At 50.5% G+C, this 3,394-nt stretch carries 1 protein-coding gene; it reads right to left on the bottom strand.

Features of this window, described 5'->3' with window-relative positions:
• Positions 1 to 123: 123 nt before the first annotated feature.
• Positions 124 to 3,102, bottom strand: a complete 2,979-nt coding sequence (locus tag LKE08_RS08285; protein WP_324703745.1) for a DUF1156 domain-containing protein — start codon at positions 3,100 to 3,102, stop codon at positions 124 to 126.
• Between the last annotated feature and the right edge of the window lie 292 nt (positions 3,103 to 3,394).

The raw sequence follows: 3,394 nt of genomic DNA, 5'->3' as shown, positions 1-3,394 counted from the left end.
GTAGGGTGGGTTAGGCGCGGCCGTAATTTTTCGGAAAAACCCACAACTTTTCATCCGCGCCGTAACCCACCATTTCCCACCAGATCGAGAATCGAATCACTTTTCATTGTTAATCATTAATTGTTAATTGTCAAACAAATTCAATTGCCCTCCCCCACTCAGGGGTAATTCCAACTGTTCGACAACAACTTTTGCCTTGATCTCGTCCATTCCCAGCCACAGGTTCAGCAGCGCCTCCCGCTCCGAGACTTTATCGGGGATGACCTTGAATGCCACCTCCAAAGTCTTCATAAATAGGTCGTTTGTTACTAATCCCGTATTTTGCAAGAAACGCCGCACCAGTTGCAGGTTTTGTTCCTCCTCGTAGAGGGCGAGGATGGCGTGGAGTCCGTCCACCAGGTATCGCCCGGAAAATTCCTGGTCGTTGAGGGAGAACGCCCGCTTTTTGAGCCGCTGCCGGGGGGTGAGGAGCTTGCAGGTGCCGCTGGCGGAGTCGAGGAGTTTGTGGGTTCTCGCCAGGTCCGAGACGTTGAACCCGCCGATCGCCAAAGCTAATTGTCGCGCTTCATCAAACGGGAACTCCCGCGCTCCGAAGGCATCCCAGGCGAGGAGATACCACTGGCTCAAGGGGTCGAATCCGGCGGTTTCTGACTGCACCAGGTGGCGGAAGCGGTAGTTGGCGATCGCTTTTCGGGCTTCGGCGAAGGCTTCTTCGGGGCGCACTTCCTCGCCGCTGCTGTCCAGGATCGGGTACTGGCGGGAGAAGACGTTCAGGGCCGGACCGAAGGCGCTCAAATAGAGGTCGATTCCCGTGATGTCGTTGGCTTCAAATTCCGGCGCCCGCTGTTCGACGAGGTTGGCCACTTCCGGGCGCAGGTCGTCCCACCAGGCCTGTCCCGCGTCCGGGTCCCGCTTGCGGCAGACGAGGAGGACGGTGCTGGAGACGCTGTTTTTCTTCGCTTGGTGGAGGTTTTGGGGGTTTTCGGTGCTGACGGCCCAGGAGGCGGTGATCTCGAATCCGGCGTCGATGAGGGATTTGGCGAGCACGTCCCAGGCGCCGGACTCTTTGTGGTTGAACTGGACTGTCACTGTTCCATCATCTTGCAAAACTCGATAATATTCCATAAAAGCCAATGCCATTTTTGCTTCATAATCTTGGTTGGCTAGTTTTTCTGGGGCATCTTCCATATTCCGAAATCGAAAAGGATTTGCAGTTGCTTCTCCAGCTTTTTCGGTCACATCTAAATAAAACAATTCAGGAAATATATCTCCCAAATTCCTTTTCAGCCAAACATAAAAGAAATCCGAAAGATCGGCGTAGGGAATAGTCGAATAATAGGGCGGATCGGTGATGACGGCATCGACGGAGCGATCGGGGATGTGAAAAAGACTGTCGGCGGAAGCCGAGTCGATTTGAATGGTTTTCGGGTCGTATTTTTCAATACCAGGGATGCCTGTAGAATGGGGTTTTGTGCCAAAGAGTTGGCAGAGTCCTTGATAATCTTTTATTACGGCATCAGCACAGGCGTTCCATAATTCACCATCCCCTGAAAATTCAGGATAATTCCAGATCAAGTTTAATGCGTGTTGTGTAGAAGCTCTTTGGGCATGACTTCTGCCAGAATCCCAGATACAAAGACGACAATTTTTATCAACGCACCTATCCATTACCAAAGCCAAATAAGTGGCGATCGCTTCCACCTTCCCACGATAATAATCATCAAGTTCTGCGATCGCTTCAAAATCATCTTGAACTAATTCTATTTTTTCGGCTTTCTCGACTTCGCATTCTTCCCGAATTTTTGCTTTTGCTTCGTTGATGATTTCCAAATAAGTGACCAACGTTAAAAGTTGACGGGGATTAAAACAGTCTTCATATTTTCTTAATCCATAATCATAGTTTCCAGGTGAATTGTGTAAATCTTTGCTGGTGGCTTCAATGGGGATTAAATTTTTTAACAAAAAATCTGGATATTGCTCGTATAGATATTTCTCGGCTTTTCGGATTCCTTCTAAATCCAGTTCGTTAGGGATGTTGAACTCCAAACCTCCTTTTCCTCTTTTATAAGCCACGGCATATAATTGATGCCCAAATCCATTATTTGATGTATAATTTTTGATATCGTGTTCGCTTAACACTGCGTTACAATTGGGGCATTTTCCTGTTGCACGATTCATGGTACTGTAATCATTCGGGTCGAAATATCCCTCGTCCGTCTGTATCGTCGTACCCTTCCCCTTTCTCCCCTTAATCAACTCGAAATCGACCCGCTTTTCGGCGGGATTCGGAATCGGTTTCACCGCGTACCAATCACTCGTCACCTTCCTCGCTTTTCCCTTTCCCGAATAATTACTCGTCTTACTCAGCCACCAATTCGGACTCAGCGGCACCGTCGAACCGCAACTCGGACACTGCACCGTATGAGCCCACAAATAATTCTGCACCGTCTCCGGTTCTCCCCCTTGCGAAGGGGGAGTTAGAAGGGGATTCGACGGAAAAAACTCAGCCAGGCGCCGTTCCGCCTCATCTCCAACCCACTGAACCCACCTGTCGATATCCCCCTGCAAATCCGGCCCGAACTTCAGCGGGTACTCCATCGCCGCCTTCATCGTCACCACCGCCACCGGGTTCAAATCCGACGCATACACCTGCAACCCGTACCGCGCCGCCTCAAAGGGGATGCTGCCGCCCCCCGCAAAGGCATCCAACACCACAGGCGTCCGCTTCCCCCACACCGTCTCGCAGTAGTCGTGCACCCGTTCGATGCGCTTAGAACCCGGCGGCGTCTTGTAGAGTTTCACCGAAGACTTAATCTTTTCCTCCTTCTCCTCCCGCGTCAAATTCGACTTCTGCAAATAATCCAACTCCGCCTCGGAATACACCCCCAACAAATACTCAAATTCATCCATCGAAATATCGGCTGGCAACAAAGAAGCCAGCACCGAGGCGCGGGAAAACGACAGCGGCTTCCGCGAATACCAGCGATGCAGCCCCTTGAACGGATTCCCCCCGTGTTCGTAGTACACCTGTTGGTTGAGGAGTTTAACCGGCATAATTCTTTCGATAAAAAGGCGGGGGCGGGACGGGCGAGGTTCAGACATTATTCAGAATTAAAAAAGGTGGACAGGGTGTAGGGTGGGTTAGGCGGCTGAAACCCATGCTGTGAAAGCCATCTATAAATCCGCCGTAACCCACCGCCCAACAATCATATAGACTACATTTTGAATTTTGCCTCATTTTAAGCCGAAACGGTCTAGTAGTCTAGTCGGGTGGGTTAGGCGGCTGAAATCCATGCTGTGACGGAAATATAGCAATCCGCCGTAACCCACCGCCCAACAATCATATAGACGGTGCGTTACATTTCATTAACGCACCCTACACCGGCTGAAACAG

It is taken from the genome of Lyngbya sp. CCY1209, from assembly GCF_035615495.1.
In the GTDB taxonomy this organism is placed as follows: Bacteria; Cyanobacteriota; Cyanobacteriia; order Cyanobacteriales; family Microcoleaceae; genus Limnospira.
Note: the sequence above shows the minus strand (reverse complement) of the source record. Positions and strands in the feature narration are given on the sequence as shown.

Bases quoted from the DNA above. Each gene is read 5' to 3' on its own strand.
- LKE08_RS08285 (WP_324703745.1), bottom strand. From the start codon at position 3,102: ATGTCTGAACCTCGCCCGTCCCGCCCCCGCCTTTTTATCGAAAGAATT.